At 68.5% G+C, this 17,305-nt stretch carries 15 protein-coding genes; 8 read left to right on the forward strand and 7 right to left on the reverse strand.

What is annotated here, in order from left to right; genetic code table 11:
• The first annotated feature begins 127 nt into the window (after positions 1–127).
• Complete coding sequence (locus JANGC3_RS0116175) at positions 128–610, forward strand: CinA family protein (protein WP_026133063.1); 483 nt, start codon at positions 128–130, stop codon at positions 608–610.
• Between the two features lie 102 nt (positions 611–712).
• On the forward strand, positions 713–1,351 hold the full coding sequence (locus JANGC3_RS0116180) for an SDR family oxidoreductase (RefSeq protein WP_017877537.1): 639 nt from the start codon (positions 713–715) through the stop codon (positions 1,349–1,351).
• Between the two features lie 57 nt (positions 1,352–1,408).
• Here JANGC3_RS0116180 and JANGC3_RS0116185 read toward each other — a convergent pair whose 3' ends face one another.
• Positions 1,409–3,178, reverse strand: coding sequence for a tetratricopeptide repeat-containing diguanylate cyclase (locus JANGC3_RS0116185; protein ID WP_232429716.1), 1,770 nt, complete (start codon positions 3,176–3,178; stop codon positions 1,409–1,411).
• A gap of 302 nt (positions 3,179–3,480) precedes the next feature.
• On the opposite strand from JANGC3_RS0116185, the gene JANGC3_RS0116190 reads away from it, so the two are divergent.
• The 3 genes from JANGC3_RS0116190 to JANGC3_RS0116200 all read left to right on the forward strand — a co-directional run bounded on the left by JANGC3_RS0116190 (position 3,481) and on the right by JANGC3_RS0116200 (position 7,717).
• Positions 3,481–4,209, forward strand: coding sequence for a hypothetical protein (locus tag JANGC3_RS0116190; protein WP_017877539.1), 729 nt, complete (start codon positions 3,481–3,483; stop codon positions 4,207–4,209).
• Between the two features lie 8 nt (positions 4,210–4,217).
• Positions 4,218–4,727: a hypothetical protein gene (locus JANGC3_RS0116195; protein WP_017877540.1), complete on the forward strand. Its 510-nt coding sequence runs from the start codon at positions 4,218–4,220 to the stop codon at positions 4,725–4,727.
• A 170-nt stretch (positions 4,728–4,897) separates the two neighbouring features.
• Positions 4,898–7,717 carry a M16 family metallopeptidase gene (locus JANGC3_RS0116200; protein WP_026133064.1) on the forward strand — a complete coding sequence of 940 codons (2,820 nt, stop codon included), beginning with the start codon at positions 4,898–4,900 and terminating at the stop codon, positions 7,715–7,717.
• Between the two features lie 17 nt (positions 7,718–7,734).
• On the opposite strand, the gene JANGC3_RS0116205 is transcribed toward JANGC3_RS0116200, so the two are convergent.
• From JANGC3_RS0116205 to JANGC3_RS0116220, 4 genes are all read right to left on the reverse strand, one after another.
• The gene (locus JANGC3_RS0116205) at positions 7,735–8,571 is read right to left on the reverse strand and encodes an ABC transporter permease (RefSeq protein WP_017877542.1); all 837 of its coding nucleotides are present in this window, start codon (positions 8,569–8,571) and stop codon (positions 7,735–7,737) included.
• Positions 8,572–8,578: 7 nt separating this feature from the next.
• Positions 8,579–9,859, reverse strand: coding sequence for an ABC transporter permease (locus JANGC3_RS0116210; RefSeq protein WP_026133065.1), 1,281 nt, complete (start codon positions 9,857–9,859; stop codon positions 8,579–8,581).
• Between the two features lie 83 nt (positions 9,860–9,942).
• Positions 9,943–10,974: an ABC transporter substrate-binding protein gene (locus JANGC3_RS0116215; RefSeq protein ID WP_026133066.1), complete on the reverse strand. Its 1,032-nt coding sequence runs from the start codon at positions 10,972–10,974 to the stop codon at positions 9,943–9,945.
• Positions 10,975–11,009: 35 nt separating this feature from the next.
• Positions 11,010–12,137 carry an ABC transporter ATP-binding protein gene (locus tag JANGC3_RS0116220; RefSeq protein ID WP_017877545.1) on the reverse strand — a complete coding sequence of 376 codons (1,128 nt, stop codon included), beginning with the start codon at positions 12,135–12,137 and terminating at the stop codon, positions 11,010–11,012.
• 163 nt (positions 12,138–12,300) lie between these two features.
• Here JANGC3_RS0116220 and pdxR point away from each other — a divergent pair, with 163 nt between their 5' ends.
• Positions 12,301–13,824: a MocR-like pyridoxine biosynthesis transcription factor PdxR gene (gene pdxR, locus JANGC3_RS29470; protein WP_017877546.1), complete on the forward strand. Its 1,524-nt coding sequence runs from the start codon at positions 12,301–12,303 to the stop codon at positions 13,822–13,824.
• Positions 13,825–13,844: 20 nt separating this feature from the next.
• Here the strand turns inward: pdxR and JANGC3_RS0116230 are convergent, their stop codons facing one another.
• Both JANGC3_RS0116230 and JANGC3_RS0116235 read right to left on the reverse strand, forming a co-directional pair.
• Positions 13,845–15,068, reverse strand: coding sequence for a benzoate/H(+) symporter BenE family transporter (locus JANGC3_RS0116230; protein WP_017877547.1), 1,224 nt, complete (start codon positions 15,066–15,068; stop codon positions 13,845–13,847).
• 143 nt (positions 15,069–15,211) lie between these two features.
• Complete coding sequence (locus JANGC3_RS0116235) at positions 15,212–15,649, reverse strand: ribosomal maturation YjgA family protein (protein ID WP_157406685.1); 438 nt, start codon at positions 15,647–15,649, stop codon at positions 15,212–15,214.
• A 212-nt stretch (positions 15,650–15,861) separates the two neighbouring features.
• Here JANGC3_RS0116235 and JANGC3_RS0116240 point away from each other — a divergent pair, with 212 nt between their 5' ends.
• On the forward strand, positions 15,862–16,179 hold the full coding sequence (locus JANGC3_RS0116240) for an ArsR/SmtB family transcription factor (RefSeq protein ID WP_017877549.1): 318 nt from the start codon (positions 15,862–15,864) through the stop codon (positions 16,177–16,179).
• Positions 16,176–17,204, forward strand: coding sequence for a cation diffusion facilitator family transporter (locus JANGC3_RS0116245; RefSeq protein ID WP_017877550.1), 1,029 nt, complete (start codon positions 16,176–16,178; stop codon positions 17,202–17,204). The genes JANGC3_RS0116240 and JANGC3_RS0116245 overlap by 4 nt, the downstream gene beginning before the upstream one ends.
• The last annotated feature ends 101 nt before the right edge of the window (positions 17,205–17,305 follow it).

The raw sequence follows: 17,305 nt of genomic DNA on the forward strand, positions 1-17,305 counted from the left end.
CGCATTTTCAAGGTCGGCGGGTGAAATTTTTTGACATGTTGCAGGGCTGACCATGCCGCCGGCAGGCTAGAATCACGCCATGCCGGCGCCGCCGGCGCCGCCCTGTTCCATCCTCAAGGAGCCACACATGAGCAACGACATTCCCGACCTGGCGGCCCAGGTGGGCCGCGCGCTGCAAGCCCGGGGCCTGCTGCTGAGCACCGCCGAGTCCTGCACCGGCGGCGGCGTGGCGCAGGCGATCACCGAGGTGGCCGGCTCGACCGGCTGGTTCGACTGCGGCTTCGTGGTGTATTCGAACGCCTCGAAAACCGGGCTGCTGGACGTGCCGGCGGCGCTGATCGCGCAACTGGGCGCCGTCAGCGAGGAGGTCGCCGCGGCGATGGCCGGCGGCGCGCTGGCCAACAGCAACGCCCACGTCGCCGTCTCCACCACCGGCATCGCCGGCCCGGCCGGGGCGGTGCCGGGCAAGCCGGTCGGCACGGTCTGCTTCGGCTGGCGCATCGGCGAACGCAGCCACACCGAGCGGCTGGTCTTCGCCGGCGACCGCCAGGCGGTGCGCGAGCAGGCCGTGGCGCACGCGCTCAAGGGCCTGCTGCGCTTCGTCGGCTGAGGCGGCGCGAACTTTTCGGCCGGGGTTGGCATCGAACCTGCATCGCGCCAGCGGAGACAGGCCCCATGCCCACGCCACAGCACGACAGCGCCGCCGCCCCGCTTGAAATGTGGGGCGGCCCGGAATGCGGCGCCGCGCCACTACCGGCCGTGGGCGCTGGTCAACACCAGCGGCTACGTCAAGGTCGACCAGGCCGAAACCGACGTCGCGCGCTGTTTCCGGGAAAACAGCGCCGGCGCGGCGGTGCTGGCGGCAGAGTGCCAGCGCCGCCAGGTGCGCCTGCTGACCTTTTCGAGCGACCTGGTGTCCGACGGCGGCAAACTGGCGCCCCACGTCGAAGCCGACGCGGTCGCGCCCCTCAACATCTACGGCAAAAGCAAGGCCGAGGCGGAACGGCGCGTGCTCGACGCCGCGCCGGCCGCGCTGGTGGTGCGCAGCAGCGCCTTTTTCGGGCCGTGGGACGACTGCAATTTCCTGGCGCGGGCGCTGGCGGCGCTCGAACGCGGCCAACCGTTCGCCGCCGCCGCCGACCTGACGGTGTCGCCGACCTACGTGCCGGACCTGCTGCACGCCTGCCTTGACCTATTGATCGACGAGGAGAGCGGGATCTGGCATGTGACCCACGGCGCCCCCGTCACCTGGGCCGAGCTGCGGGCGGCCTCGCGCGCCGGCGTCGACAGCGCCACGCTCGAGCCGCGCAGCGGCCGCGGCGAGCAGGGCGCGGCGCCGCAGCGGCGCTAGCGGCCGGTCGGGCCGGGGCGGTCGGCGCGGCCGCCGCGCCGCGCTCCGCCGGGCCGGCTAGGCTACTTGCACGCGGTCGCGGCCGGCCTGCTTGGCGGCGTACAGCGCGCCGTCGGCGCGCGTCAGCAATTCATGCCGGCCGGCGCCGTGGCGCGGGTATTCGGCGATGCCGGCCGAGAAGGTGCAGCCGCGCAGCGCGTGCCCGCCCTGGCGCACCAGTAGTTGCCGGTAGCGCGCCGCGATATCGGCCATCTTGCGCGCGGCGATGGCGCTGTCGGCCTCGCGCATCAGCAGGCAAAACTCCTCGCCGCCGTAGCGGCACAGCAGGTCGCTGGCGCGCAACTGGCCCTCGACCAGGCGGGCGAACTGCACCAGCACCTCGTCGCCGAAGGCGTGGCCGTGGTTGTCGTTGACGCGCTTGAAGAAGTCCAGGTCGACGAGCACGACGCTGACCGGGAAACGGCCGTCCGACTCGTGCAGAATGGCGTTCAGGCAGGTTTCGAAATGGCGCCGGTTGTACAAGCCGGTCAGGTGGTCGCGGATGGCCTGCTCGCGCAGGCTGTCCTGCAGCGAATTGACGTGCATGATCTGCTGCGCCAACTCGCGGTTCAGGTGCTCGAGCTGTTGGTTTTCAAGCTGGCGCGCCGCCTGCAGTTCCAGCGCCTTGTCGCGCTCGCCCTTCAGGGTGCGCATCTCGCCCTCCAGGTGGCGCATCAGCAGGCGCGACTCGCGCGCCGACTTGCTGCTGGCCTCGAACAGCGCCTGGTACTGGCGCAGCAAGCCGAAGGCGGCGCGCCAGTCGCCCAGCCCGGCGTGGAGCGTGGCCAGGCCCTGGTAGATCTGCCGCTCGTAATACGGGTTGCGCGTCAGCTCCAGCATGGCGTGGGCGCGCTGTAGCGCCAGCAGCGCCGCCCCGGGCGCGCCGCGGGCCTGGTCGAGCGTGCCCTGTACCAGCCAGCCGTGCATCTGCTCGTCGAGGTCGCGGCCCTGCAAGGCGCAGGCCTGGCCGCGCCGCAGCAGCTCCTGGGCGGCGTCGAGCCGGCCCACCAGGATCGCCGCGTGGGCGCCGATGCACAGCACGAAGGCGCGCACGCCGACGTCGGCCTCGGCGTCGTCGAAAAACGGCTCGACCAGCGCCAGCGCCTCGCCGGCCTTGCCGCTGGCCAGCAGGCACATCGCCAGGTTGGCCGAGACGATCGCGCGCTGCTGGTGCAACTGCTGGTGGCCGATGATGTCGAGCGCCTCGCCCAGCAGCGGGATGGCGTCCTCGTCGTTGCCCAGGTCGTGCTGCGTCGAGGCCAGGTTCGACAGGCTGTTGACGCGGTGCGCGGCGCTGCCGAAGCGCTCGGCGATGTCGAGCGCCAGCAGGAAACTGCGCGGCCCGCCGCGGCCGTCGCCGCGGCTTTGCGCGTCAATCCCCAGGCGGGTGTGCAGCATGAACTTGTGCAACGAGTCGGGAATGTGCGAAGCGAGCGCGCGGGCGTTGTCGAAATGCCGCGCCGCCAGCGCCAGCTCGCCGCCGCGGCTGGCGTAGGCGCCCAGCACCACCTCCAGCGCCATGCTGCCCTCGAGGTCGCCGCACGCCTCGAAGCGCCGGTGCAGCGCCTGGTACAGCGGCTCGGGCTGGCCGGCCAGGCCGGCGTAATACCTCAGCCACAGCTGGTTGATCTGCGCGCGCGCCGCGCCGCGCTCGTAGCGCAGCGCGGCGGCCGACACCAGCGCCAGCCGGGTCAGGCGCCTGGCCTGCCGCCGGTTGGCGACCAGGCAGGACAGGCCCTGCAGGTTGAGGCGATCGATCTCGGTCTTGTCGTGGCGGGCTTTGGGCACTGCGCGGGTATCCTTCTCGGGGCACAAGGGGCGAAAGCGTTCGACCATAAATATTGCATTTCATTAAGTCGACATGATACCCACATTCGACGCCGCGCTGCCGCTTTTTCAGGCAGCGGCGGAAAATATATCCGCCGCCGGCGCGGCCCGTGGCGGCCGGCCCCGGCGCGGCGGTTGCCATCTCGCCGCAAAAGACTTACCCTCGACGCTGGATTGACGCGTCCCGGCGCCGGCGCGGCCGGGCGCGCCGCGGATTGATTGGTAGTTGTTGAATGCTGTTCGACTCATTTTGGAGTATTGCAATGCAAAACACGGTTCATTTCATCCTGCAGGGCAAAGGCGGCATCGGCAAGACGCTGGTGTCGACCATCCTGGCGCAATGGATAGCGGGCAAGGACGAGCGGCCGCTGCGCTGCTACGACACCGACCAGGAGAACGCCACCTTCTCGCGCTACAAGGCGATGGACGTCAAGCACGTGCCGGTGATGACCGATGCCCGCAACATCGACCCGAAGCGCTTCGACGCCTTGATGATCGACATCCTCGAGGAGGACGGCAACTGCGTCATCGACAACGGCGCCAACACCTTCTCGCCGCTGATGGGCTACCTGATCGAAAACGACTGCTTCTCGCTGCTGCAGGAATCCGGCCGCCAGGTCTACATCCACACCATCGTCGGCGGCGGCGACACGCTGCACGACACCGCCACCGGCTTCGTGGCGACGGCCAAGGCCACCACGGTGCCGCTGGTGCTGTGGCAGAACGAGCATTTCGGCCTGCTGCAATCGGCCTCCGGCAAGCTGTTCGTCGAATCGCAGTCCTACAGCGAGCACGCGGGCCGGCTCAAGGGCAGCGTCACGCTCAGCCAGCGCAACGCCGACACCTTCGGCGCCGACATCAAGAAGATGAACACGGCGCGCCTGACGATGCAGGAGGTGCTGCAAAACGACAAATTCAACATCATGGAGAAGCAGCGCATCAAGGTCGTCTACCGCGACATTTTCGAGCAGCTCGATAAAGTACAGTGGTAGGGGGCGCGATGGACCGGCAAAAACTGCGCGCGCTGGTGTTCGAGAAGACCGGCATCAAGGTCGACTGCGACGACCCGATCTTCGCGCTGGTGGCGCTGAACGAGGCGGTGCTGGCCGACACGGTCGAGCGCCAGGTGGCGCTGCTCGACGCCGCGGCGCAGGAGCTGGCGCGGCAGGCGCGCGGCGCCGCCGCCGGCGCGCCCGCCGCGCCGCTGGCGCCGGCTGGCGATGCGCCGCCCCTGGCGGTGGCCAGCCAGGCCGCCGCGCCGTTCGCGCCGCGCGACTGGCGCCTGCTGGGCGGCGCCGCCGCCGTCGCCGCGTTCAGCGCCCTGCTGGTGCTGGCCGGCCAAGCCTGGCTGGCCAAGCCGCCGGTGATACCGGCGCCGGCGGTCACGGCGCTGGCGTTGACGCCGCAGCAAAGCGCCGCCATCGAGCAGGGCGACAAATTGGCGCGCGCGGTGCAAAAGCTCGACCCGAAAAGCCGCGCCCTGGTCCAGGCCGAAATGCAAAAACCGTAGCACGCGACTGTTTATGTATTGGCGGTGTATGGGCGGCGATCCCCGGACAGCGCCACGCTCGCGCCGGCCCCCGCCTTCGCCCGATTATTTGCTAGCATTGCCATTCCCGCCGCCCTTCCCTACTCGCCGGGCGACACCGCATATTCAACCTTTGATAACGGATCGCACGCATGAAGCCTTGCACATTGTTGGCCGTACCCGCCCTGCTCCTTTCCCTCTACGGCGGCGTGGCGCCGGTCCCGGCCTTCGCCGCCGACGCCGCCGCAATGACGCCGGTGCCGCGCATCGCCTTTGAAAAATACACGCTGCCGAACGGCCTGGAAGTGATCCTGGTCGAGGACCATAAACTGCCCGTCACCGCCGTCAACCTGTGGTACCACGTCGGCCCGGCCAACGAGGAGCCGGGCCTGACCGGCTTCGCCCACTTGTTCGAGCACATGATGTTCGCCGGCACCAAGCACATGCCGCGCGGCCTGGCCGACCAGTTGCTCGAGGGCGCAGGCGCCACCGACTCGAACGGCAGCACCGATTTCGACCGCACCAACTACTACGACACGGTGCCGTCGAACCAGCTCGAACTGGCGCTGTGGACGCATTCGGACCGCATGGGCTACCTGCTCGACGTGCTCGACCAGACCGCGCTGAGCAACCAGCAGGACGTGGTGCGCAACGAGCGCCGCCAGAGCGTGGAAAACCGCCCCTACGGTATAGTCGAGGAAGGCTTGTACCACCTGCTGTTTCCCAAGGGGCACCCGTACTACGCGTCGGTGATCGGCTCGCACGCCGACATCCAGGCCGCCAAACTGGCCGACATCCGGCAATTTTTCACGCGCTACTACGGTCCCAACAACGCCAGCCTGGTGATCGCCGGCGACATCGACAAGGCCAAGACCAAGGCCATGGTGGCCAAGTACTTCGGCAGCTTCAAGCGCGGCCCGGCGCTGCCGAAGCTGGACGTGGCGACGCCGCCGATCCGCGCCGAGCGGCGCGCCGTCGTCGCCGACCGGGTCGAACTGCCGCGCGTGATGATGGGCTGGCTGACGCCGCCGGCCTACCAAGCCGGCGACGCCGAGCTGAGCCTGGCGGCGCACATTCTCGGCGGCGGCAAGGCGAGCCGGCTGTATAAGACGCTGGTGTACGACAAGCAGATCGCCCAGGACGTCGGCGCGGCGCAAAGTTCGAACGCGCTGACGTCGATGTTTATCGTCGACGTCACCGCCCGCCCCGGCCACGACGCCGCCGAAATCGAGGCCGCCATCGACGCCGAGCTGCAGGCGTTGCGCGCCGACGGCCCGACCCAGAAGGAGCTGGAGCGGGCCCGCAACACGCTCGAGACGGCCATGTTGAGCCAGATCGAAAAGGTCGGCGGCGCCGGCCTGGCCAACCAGCTCAACCACTATAACCAGTACCTCGGCGACCCCGGCTACCTGGGCCGGGACATCGAGCGGCTGCGCCGCGTCGGCGTGGCCGACATCCGGCGCGTGCTGGCGGCCCAGCTGCAAAACACCGCGCGCGCCGTGGTGCACGGCGTGCCCGGCACGCCGGACCTGGGGCCGGAGGTGGCGACGCCGGCGCCGGCGACGGGCAAGGCCAAGGCGGGCCAGTCCGGCCCGGTCAACCGCGACGAGCCGTGGCGCATGCGCGCGCCGAAAGCCGGCCCGCAGCCGCGCATCGCGCTGCCGCAGGGCGCCGCGTTCACGCTGCCGAACGGCCTGACGGTGCTGCACAACTTCAACCCGGCGCTGCCGATGGTGTCGGCGCAACTGGTGCTGAAGACCGGTTCGGAAGCCAATCCGCTGGCGCGCCCGGGCCTGTCGAGCTTTACCGCGCAACTGCTGGAGGAAGGCACGACGACGCGCAGCGCGCCGCAGATCGCCGACGACATCGCCCAGCTCGGCGCCTTCCTCGACACCAGCTCGACGGCCGACGCCTCGGTGGCGCAGGTGTTCGCGCTGAAGGCCCATTTCGCCCCGGCGCTGGACCTGCTGGCCGACATCGTGCAGCGCCCGGCCTTCCCGGACCCCGAAGTCGAGCGCCAGCGCGCCAGCCGCCTCGGCGCCCTGGCGCAGGAACGCGAAAACGCCGCCGCGGTGGCGGCCCGCGTCGAGGCCGCCGCGCTGTACGGCGCCGGCCACCCGTACGGCTACGGCCAGCTCGGCACCGAGGCCGCGCTGAAGGCCACCAGCCGCGCCGAACTGCAGCAATTCTGGCGCCAGCACTACCTGCCCAACAACGCCGCGCTGGTGGTCTCGGGCGACATCACGCGCGCCGAGCTGGAGGCGCTGGCGCAGGCCAAGTTCGGCGCCTGGCGGCGCGGCGACGTGGCGCCGGCCACGGCCGGCACGGTCGACACCAGCAAGGCGCGGGTGATCCTGGTCGACAAGGCCGGCGCGCCGCAAACGGCGCTGCGCCTGAGCTTGATCGGCGCGGACCGCAAGACGCCCGACTTCGCGCCGCTGCAAGTGCTCAACGCGGCCCTGGGCGGGCTGTTCACCAGCCGCCTGAACACCAAGCTGCGCGAGGAAAAGGGCTACACCTACGGCGTGCGTTCGCAGTTCCAGTACCGCCGCGCGCCGGGTCCGTTCTCGATCGCCGCCAGCGTGCGCACCGACGCCACCGGCCCGGCCGTGGCGGAGATGTTCAAGGAGGTGCGCGACATGATCGCCCGGCCGATGAAGCCGAAGGAGCTGGGCAACGCGCGCAATTCGCAGGTGCTGTCGCTGCCCGGCCAGTTCGAGACCAACCAGGGCATCGCCGCCAGCATGGCCAACACCTACGTCTACGACCTCGGCCTGGACTACTACGCCAAACTGCCGCGGCGCTTCGCCGGCGTCACCGGCGCCCAGGTGCAGGCGGCGGCGCGCAAATACCTGCGGCCGGAGAAGCTGATCGTCATCGGCGTCGGCGACAAGGCCACGGTCGAGCCGCAGCTGGACAAGCTGAAGCTGGCGCCGGTCGAGTACCGCGACGCCGACGGCAACGTGCGCTGAAAGTCCACCCGGCGCCTTTACATCCTGGCGGCGGCCTTGTTGCGCCCGCGCAGCCATTCCAGCGCCAGCAGCAGGCAGGTCGAGAAGATGATCAAAATCGTCGCCAGCGCGGCGATGGTCGGGCTGATGTTTTCGCGGATGCCGGTAAACATCTGCCGCGGCAGCGTCGCCTGGCCCGGGCCGGCGAGGAACAGCGTGATCACCACTTCGTCGAACGAGGTGGCGAAGGCGAACAGCGCGCCCGAGATCAGCCCCGGCGCGATCACCGGCAGCGTGACGCGGAAAAACGTCATCAACGGCGAGGCGCCCATGCTCAGGCTGGCGCGCACCAGGTTGTGGTTGAAGCCCTGCAGCGTCGCCGAGACGGTGGTGACGACGAACGGCGCGCCCAGCGCCGCGTGCGCCAGCACCAGCCCGGTGTAGCTGTCGGACAGGCCGATCTTGGCGAACAGCAGGTACACGCCGACACCCACCACCACCACCGGCACCACCATCGGCGAGATCAGCACCGCCATCAGCAAGCCCTTGCCGGGGAAGTCGGCCTTGTTCAGGCCGACCGCCGCCAGCGTCCCCAGCACGGTGGCGATCAGGGTCGCCAGCGGCGCGACGATGAAGCTGTTGCGGGCCGCGCGCATCCACTCCTCCGACCGCAGCAGGTTGTCGTACCAGCGCAGCGACAGGCCGGGGATCGGGTACGACAGGAAGCTGCTGTCGGAGAACGACAGCGGGATGATCACCAGGATCGGCAGCATCAGGAACAGCAGCACCAGCGCGTTGAAGCCGCGCAGCGCGAAGAACCAGGCCCGCTCGGGCAGCGAGGTATAGGGCGGAAACAGCGGCAAAGATATCTTCATGGCGTCCTCACATACTCACATCGATTTTGGCGAAGCGCCGGTACACGCCGTACAGCACCAGCGTGGCGGCGAACAGCAGCGCGCCCAGCGCGCAGGCCATGCCCCAGTTGATCGTCACGTTGGTGAAATAGGCGACGTAGTAGCTGACCATCTGCTCGTTCGGCCCGCCCAGCAGCGCCGGCGTGATGTAGTAGCCCAGCGCCAGGATGAACACCAGCAGCGCGCCGGCGCCGACGCCCGGGTAGGTTTGCGGCACGTAGACGCGCCAAAACGCGGCGAACGGGTGGCTACCCAGCGAGACGGCGGCCCGCACGTAGGTCGGCGGGATCGACTTCATCACGCTGTACAGCGGCAGGATCATGAACGGCAGCAGGATGTGCGTCATCGAGACGTACACGCCGAAGCGGTTGAACAGCAGCTCCAGCGGCGCCTGCGTCAGGCCCAGCGCCAGCAGCGCCTTGTTGACCAGGCCCTCCGATTGCAGCAGCACGATCCAGGCCGCCACGCGCACCAGGATCGAGGTCCAGAACGGGATCAGCACCAGGATCATGAACAGGTTGGCGCGCCGCTCCGGCATGCCCGAGAGCCAGTACGCCAGCGGATAGCCGAGCGCCAGCGCGCACAGCGTCACCACCAGGCTGATCCAAAAGGTGCGGCCGAAGATCTGCTGGTACACCGACTGCTCCGGGTCGGCCCGGTAGACGTGGCCGAAGGCGTCCTGCTTCAGGTCGACCGCCGCCAGCAGGTAGTAGGGCGAATAGTAGGAACCGTTCTTGGCGATGGTTTGCCAGTACTCCGGCTTGCCCCACTGCTCGTCGATGTCGAGCAGCGCCGGCTTGATCCGCGGCGGCGCCAGCGGCTGGCCGGCGGCGTCCAGCAGGGGCAGCGCGCGCATGGTTTTCATGACCACCGAGCGCGCGCCCGGCAAGTCGGAGTTGATGCGCCGCGCCAGCGCGCCGGTGCTGTTGTTGGCCTTCGCGGCGGCCAAGTCGTCGACCAGCGCGGCGTAGGCGGCGTCGCCCGGCAGGCCGGTGCGGTCCCAGCCCGACAGCGCCTGCACGGTTTTCGGCAGGGTCGCGGCGACCTCGGGGTTTTCCACCGCGCGCATCAACAGCGCGGCGATCGGCACGACGAAGGTGAGCATCAGGAAGATCGCCAGCGGCGCGATCAGCGCCAGCGCGGCGATGCGCTTGCGGGTTTGCGCCTTGCGCAGGTCGCGCTTCAATTGCGCCGGCGAGGTCTCGGCCGGCGCTGGGTGGATCGGGGCGGCGGTGGCCATGGAAGTCATAGTGGTGGGCGCTATCGGTCAGATGAAACGGCGGGCGGCGCGGGCGCGGATGATCACCGCGCCCGCGCCGCCGAGGGTAGAGCTTACTTCGAGGCCCAGGCGGTGAAGCGCTGCTCCAGGTCTTCGCCGTGGTCGGTCCAGAACTTCAGGTTGTTCTGCACCGCGTCCTTGGCGTTGTTGGCCGAGGTCGGCAGGCTGGCCAGGGTTTTCGCGTCCAGCAGCTTGAGCGCGGTGACGTTGGCCGGGCCGTAGGCGATCTTGGTCGAGTAGGTTTTCTGCGCCTCGGCCGAGCTGGCGAAGGCGATGAACTTCTCGGCCGCCTCCTTGTTCGGCGTGCCCTTCGGGATGGTCCAGTAGTCGAGGTCGTAGATGCTGCCGGCCCAGCTCACTTGCAGGTTCTTGCCCTCGCGCTGGGCCGAGTCGATGCGCCCGCTAAAGGCGGTCGACATGACGACGTCGCCGGCCACCAGGAACTGCGGCGGCTGCGCGCCGGCTTCCCACCACTGGATGTTCGGGCGCAGCTCTTCGAGTTTCTTGAAGGCGCGCTCGACGCCGGCCTTGGTGGCCAGCACCTTGTAGACTTCCTTGGTCGGCACGCCGTCGGCCATCAGCGCGAATTCCAGGTTGTAGCGGGCGCCCTTGCGCATGCCGCGCTTGCCCGGGTACTTGGCGGTGTTCCAGAAGTCGGACCAGTTTTTCGGCGCCGCCTTCAGCTTGTCGGCGTTGTAGGCCAGCACGGTCGACCAGACGAACACGCCGACGCCGCACTCGTGGATCGCCTCGGGCATGAAGTCGGCCTTCTTGCCGATCTTGGCGAAGTCGATTTTTTCCACCAGCCCCTCCTCGCAGACGCGGCCGATGTCGCCGGACTCCACCTCGAGCACGTCCCAGCTGGTTTTCTTGCTTTCGACCATGGCCTTGAGCTTGGCCATTTCGCCGTTGTATTCCACCATCACCACCTTGTTCGCGCCGCTTTTCTGGAACGGCTCGATGAACGCCGCCTTCTGCGCCGCGCCGTTGGCGCCGCCGAAATTGACGACCGTGATGTCGGCCGCGTGGGACGGGCCGGCGGCCAGGGCCGCGCTCAGCAAAACAGGGGTAAACAATAATTTCATTTCAATTCCTCTTGTCTTAACGGTGGAAACTACGGTCAGATAAACACGCGCAAATGGGCCGGATCGATGTCCAGCCGCACTGGCGATCCTGCGGACAGGCCCGGCAGGGCCGGGTCTTTCAAGTTCAGCTTGATGAAGCAGTCGTCTTGCCGCGGCAGCGCGCAGCGCACCCGCACATGGTCGCCGAAATAAATCAGGCTGCTGACCGTCACCGGCAGCGCGTTGGCCGACTCGGCGCCGGGCGCCAGCAGGCGGATGCGCTCGGGCCGGATGCAGGCCACGGCGGCGTCGCCGACCTTCAGCGCGTTGGCGTTGACGCCGCGCAGCAGCGTGCCGTCGCCCAGGCGCAATTGGCAGGCGTCGCCGTCGCGCGCCTCGACGCTGCCGGTGAAGCGGTTGTTGTCGCCGATGAAGCCGGCCACGAACTGGTTTTCCGGCCGCTCGTACAAAGTCTCGACGGCCGCCAGTTGTTGGATCACGCCGTGCTCGAACACGGCGACCCGGTCCGACATCGTCAGCGCCTCGCTCTGGTCGTGGGTGACGTAGACGAAGGTCACGCCCAGGCGCTGGTGCAAGTCCTTCAACTCGATTTGCATGCGCTCGCGCAACTGCTTGTCGAGCGCGCCCAGCGGCTCGTCCATCAGCACCAGCTTGGGGTCGAACACCAGCGCCCGTGCCAGCGCGATGCGCTGCTGCTGGCCGCCGGAAAGCTGGGCCGGATAGCGGTCGGCGAATTTTCCCATCTGCACCATGTCGAGGGCGCGCTTGACCTTCTCGGCGCGCGCGCCGGCGTCGACCTTGCGCACCTGCAACGGATAGGCGATGTTCTGGCCCACCGTCATGTGCGGGAACAGCGCGTAGTTCTGGAACACCATGCCGATGTCGCGCTTGTGCGGCGGCACCTTGTTGAGCAGTTTGCCGTCCAGGCGGATGTCGCCGCCGGTCGGGAACTCGAAGCCGGCCAGCATCATCAGGCAGGTGGTCTTGCCCGAGCCGGACGGCCCCAGCAGGGTGAGGAATTCGCCGCGCTCGATGTTCAGGTCGAGGTGCTTGACGACCAGGTTTTCGCCGTCGTAGGTTTTTTTCACGCCGCGGAACTCGACCAGGTGGTCGCGCGCGCCGTTGCCGCCGCTGGTGCTGTTACTGGTGCTTAAAGGTTCCAACTCATGTCTCCCGCGTCCGTCGTTGTTGTAATTGCGTCTGCTCGATCGCACCGCCAGTCACTGCGCGCGCTGTAAATCTTTGCTTGTGCGACATGACAAGCCATACTAAGGCGGCAATGGCACTACAATACAGAGCCACTTTAATTTTTCTTATGGAGCCACTTTGCGGATCGCCTCGCTATCGGATTTTCTGTTGCAGCGCATCGACCGCACGCTCGACGCCGGCGGCCAGCGCCAGCCGGTGAACCGGCAGATTTACCAGGTGCTGCGCGAGGCGGTCTGGTCGCACGCGCTGCCGGTCGGCCTGCAACTGCCGTCGTCGCGCTACCTGGCGCTGGAGCTGGGCGTGTCGCGCAATACCGTCACCTACGCCTATGAACAACTGATCTCCGAAGGCTACCTGGAGACCCGCGCCGGTTCCGGCACCTTCGTCGCCGACACCGTGCCGGACCGCATCGCCGGGGCCGCCAGCGCCGCGCCCGCGGTGCCGCCCAGCCGCGACGAGGTCGGGCTGTCGCAGCGCGGCGCCCGTCTGGTGGGCCAGGCCGGCGTCAACAACGTGCAGTGGGGCGCGTTCATGCCGGGCATACCGGATGTGACGTTATTTCCCAACAAAATCTGGAGCCGCCTGCAAAACAAGCACTGGCGCCGCTCGCGCGCCGAGCTGCTGACCTACGCCGACGCCGGCGGCTACCTGCCGCTGCGCGAGGCCATCGCCAACTACCTGCGGGTGGCGCGCTCGGTCAACTGCAGCGCCGGCCAAGTGCTCATCACCACCGGCATCCACCAATCGATGGACCTGGCGGCGCGCCTGCTGGGCGACCACGGCGAACGCGCCTGGGTCGAAGACCCGTGCTACTGGGGCACGCGCAGCGTGCTGCAATCGATCGGCATCGAGACGGTGCCGATCCCGGTCGACGGCGAGGGCATGCAAATGCGTCCCGCCGACCTGCTGCAGCCGCCGCGCTTCATCATCGTCACGCCGTCGCACCAGTACCCGCTGGGCACGGTGATGAGCCTGTCGCGCCGGCGCACCCTGCTCGACTACGCGGCGACGCAACGGGCCTGGATTATCGAGGACGACTACGACAGCGAATTCCGCTACGCCAGCCGGCCGCTGCCGTCCTTGCAGGGCATGGACGCGCAGGAGCGGGTGTTATATATGGGGACGTTCAGCAAGACCATGTTTCCGGGGCTGCGCGTCGGCTACCTGGTGGTGCCGAAGGCGCTGGCGCCGGTGTTCGGCACCGGGCTGTCGGAGCTGTACCGCGGCGGCCAGACGTTCAACCAGGCGATCCTGGCCGACTTCATGGTGGAGGGGCATTTCGCCTCGCACATCCGGCGCATGCGCATGCTGTACGCCGAGCGCCTGCACCTGCTGCGCGACGCCATCGCGCTGCACTTCGGCGGCAGCGTCGCCACCACCGGCGGCGAAGCCGGCCTGCACCTGGCGCTGTGCCTGCCGCAAGACTGCGACGACCTGGCGATTTGCCAGGAGGCGGCGCGCCAGGGGCTGACGGTGCGGCCGCTGTCGCGCTACTACATGGACGCGCGCAGCGCGCGGCGCGGCCTGATGCTCGGCTACGCGGCCGTGCCCAGCGAGCAGATCGGGCCGGCCTTCGCCAGGCTCGCCGCCATCATCCGCGCCTACTGGCCGGCCGGCGCCGCGCCGTTGCCAACATCCTAGCGTCGGTCGGGTCATCCGACCTACGGACTGGGCTTAACTTTCAGCGCCGCCGGCTCGCAACCGCCTGCGCGGCGGGCGCCGCCGCCCCAGCGCTGATGCAAAATCACATACGCCAGCGCGCCGATGACCAGGCTCCAGAACGCCGCGCCCAGCCCCAGCCAACTCATCCCCGACGCCGCCACCAAAAAGGTGATGACGCTGGCGTCGCGGTGCCCTTCGTTGCTGACCAGTCCCACCAGGCCGGTGGTGATCGAGCCGACCAGCGCCAGCCCGGCCAGCGTCACCACCAGCTCCTTCGGCAGCGCCGCCATCAGCTGCCCCAGCGTGCCGCCGAACACGGCGATCAGCAAATAGAACACGCCGGCGGCGATGCCGGCGACGTAGCGCTTGGCCGGGTCTGGGTTCGCTTCGACGCCGGTACAAATCGAGGCGGCGATCACCGACGGGTTGATGGCGTGCGCGCCGAACGGCGCCAACAGCAGCGACACGAAGGCGGTCAGCGCGACGATCGGCTTGGCCGGCGGCTGGTAGCCGGACGCCTGCAACACCGCCAGGCCGGGCACGTGCTGCCCGCTCAAGGTGACCAGCGTCAGCGGCAGGGCGACGCTGAACACCGCGTGCCACGACCACGCGGGCGCGATCAGCACCGGCGTCGCGTAGGTCAGCGCGACGCCGCCCAGATGGGTGTCGCCGCCCGCCAGCACGAAGCAGGTGCCGACCAGCATCGCGGCGGCGGTGGCGTAGCGCGGCGCCAGGCGCCTGCCCAGCAAGAAGGCCAGCAGCACGCACAGCACCAGCGCCGGACGGCCCGGTATCGCGACGAAGGCTTGCGCGCCGAAATTGAACAGCACCCCCGCCAGCATCGCCGCGATGATGCCTTTCGGTACATGCTCAAGCAAGACCTTGAACGCGCCCGACAGGCCCAGCGCCAGTACCAGCAAGGCCGACACGATGTAGGCGCCGACGGCCTGGTGGATGCCGACCACCGGCAGCGACACCACCAGCAGCGCCGCGCCCGGCGTCGACCAGGCCGCCAGCACCGGCATCTTCAGCCGGTAGCTGAGCAGCAGGCCGGCGACGCCGCTGCCCAGCGAGATGGCCCAGATCCAGGACGAGGTCATGGCCTCCGACAAGCCCGCCAGCCTGGCGGCCTGGAACACGATGGCCACCGGCCCGGCGAAGCTGATGAACACGGCAAGCAAGCCGGCGACGACGGCGGACAGGGAAAAATCTTTGATATGCATTGTGAAGGCTTCCGCAGCTGGAGAGGCGCGGCGGGCGCGGGATGCGCTGGCCGTGCGAATCCCAGCATACCGGCGCCGCGCCAGCCATGACAGATGCAGCAATTCGACATTGTGACCGTCACAGTTGCCGGTAGGCGCAACTGTTATGGTCGAAAAAGACGCCTGCTGTTCCGCCGCGGCAGCATGTCGAGCAGCGCGCCGGCACCCGCGCCGACGGCGTAGGCGATCAAATCGGTCCAGCCGAAATGCGAACCGAGCACCAGGTGCCCCAACGTATGCGAGCGCAACTCGACGATCCACGGCGCCTGGTACAACTGGCTGAACTCGACGGCGTAGCACAGCAGCAGCGCGGCCGCGCCCAGGGTGGCGCTGGCGGCGCGCGGCCACAGCAGGCCCAGGCCGACGAAGATCATCAACGCCCACAGCGCGTCGCCCGGATATTTTCCCAGCGCGGCCGGGAAGAGCGGGTAGGCGCGCGACGCCAGGCCGACGCCGACCACCGCGACCAGGCCGGCGAACTGCAACCAACGCCGGCGCGGCGCGCGGTACTGGGCGTCCAAATAGTGCAGAGAGTACGACATGTTTTCCTTTTTACGGTGGCGGGTGTCATCAAGTTATGCGGCTTCGGCGTTGCATTCATTCAAACCAAGGCCAGGCCGCGCCTGTTCGCCTTGGGTTTATTTTCAGCATTGCCGGCCCGCCAACTTAACGGCATGGGGGACGGAACGGATTTTGCACTTGCCCTTTCCAATAAACAAGCCTAACATGTGAACATCTCTTCACATGTTATTCCATGACCACCTTCAACGAATCCGATAACGCGGTCGCGCAACTGGCCGACCTGTTCCACTTGTTGGGCGACCCGACCCGCTTGCGCATCGTGCTGTGCTGCCTGGAGACGCCGACCGCCGTCAGCGACATCGCCGCCGCGCTGCAACTGAGCAGCTCGCTGGTCAGCCACCACCTGCGCCTGCTGCGCGCGGCGCGCATCGTCAAATCCGAGCGCCAGGGCAAGCAAGTGTTTTATTCCGCCGCCGATGCCCACATCAGCGGCGTACTCACCGATATGCTCGAACATATCGCCGAACCGGCAACAGGGAGCGACGCATGAGCGGACAGCACGAACACGGCCAATGCGGCCACGACCACGGCCACGCCGGCAAACACGGGCACGGGCACGACCACGCCGCGCCGCCCGAGCACAAGCACGGCCACGGCCACGCGCACGGCCATGGCCACGGCCACCACCACCATGGCGATCCGACCAGCCACGGCCGCGCCTTCGCCATCGCCATCGCCCTGAATTCGATATTCGTGGTGGTGGAGTTCGTCTATGGCTTCATCGCCAACTCGACCGCGCTGATGGCCGACGCCGGCCACAACCTGTCCGACGTGCTCGGCTTGGCGTTGGCGTGGGGCGCGGCGATCCTGTCGCAGCGCAAGCCGAGCAGCCGTTACACCTACGGCCTGCGCAGCTCGTCGATGCTGGCGGCGCTGTTCAACGCCATGTTGCTGATGCTGGCCTGCGGCGCGATCGCCTGGGAGGCGGTGCAACAATTGCTGAACCCGAGTCCGGTGCACGGCGCCACCGTGTCGGTGGTGGCGGCGATCGGCATCGCCGTCAACGGCGTCTCGGCCTGGTTGTTCATGGCCGGCAGCAAGGACGACATGAACATCCGCGGCGCCTACCTGCACCTGGCGGCCGACGCCGCCATCTCGCTGGGCGTGCTGCTGGCGGGCGTGGCCGTGATCTTCACCGGCTGGACCTGGCTCGACCCGGCCGCCAGCATCGTCATCGTGGTGCTGATCATGCTGGGTACCTGGTCGCTGCTGCGCGACGCGCTGCGCCTGATGATGGCGGCGGTGCCCGACAACGTCGACGCCCCCAAGGTCGAGCTGTTCCTGCGCGCCAGCGCCGGCGTCAGCGAGGTGCACGACCTGCACATCTGGGCCATGAGCACCACCGAGACGGCGCTGACCGCGCACCTGGTGATGCCGGACGGCTACCCCGGCGACGGCGCCATCGACGCCATCGCCGAGCAGCTCAAGAGCCGCTTCGCGATCGGCCACAGCACGCTGCAGGTCGAACTGGGCACCACCGCGCACGCCTGCAGCCTGCACGGCAAGCCGGCCTGACGCTGAGGTGTCGCACGCGGCATTCCATCTATGCCCGGCCGCGCATGTCGATGGCCACAAAGGTACGACGCTGAAGCGGGTTGCCGAACCAACCGAGACGG

It is taken from the genome of Janthinobacterium sp. CG3 (assembly GCF_000344615.1).
Taxonomy (GTDB): domain Bacteria; phylum Pseudomonadota; class Gammaproteobacteria; order Burkholderiales; family Burkholderiaceae_D; genus Janthinobacterium.